1 rRNA gene is annotated in these 207 nt (G+C 49.3%); it reads right to left on the reverse strand.

Annotated elements, in window-relative coordinates:
- Nucleotides 1-207: ribosomal RNA gene (locus tag ACXAHI_RS21075) — 23S ribosomal RNA — on the reverse strand; the annotation flags it as partial.

The following is a 207-nucleotide window of genomic DNA, read 5'->3' on the forward strand; positions in this document are numbered from 1 at the left end:
TGTTTCCGTTTCGCTCGCCGCTACTCAGGAAATCGCGATTGCTTTCTCTTCCTCCGGGTACTGAGATGTTTCAGTTCCCCGGGTATGCCTTTTACTTCCTATGTATTCAGAAGTAAATACCATCCCATTACGGATGGTGGGTTCCCCCATTCGGAAATCTCCGGATCAAAGCGTACTTACTGCTCCCCGAAGCATATCGGTGTTCGT

The sequence above is a fragment of the Anaerobacillus sp. ABD4_527 genome (assembly GCF_056160805.1).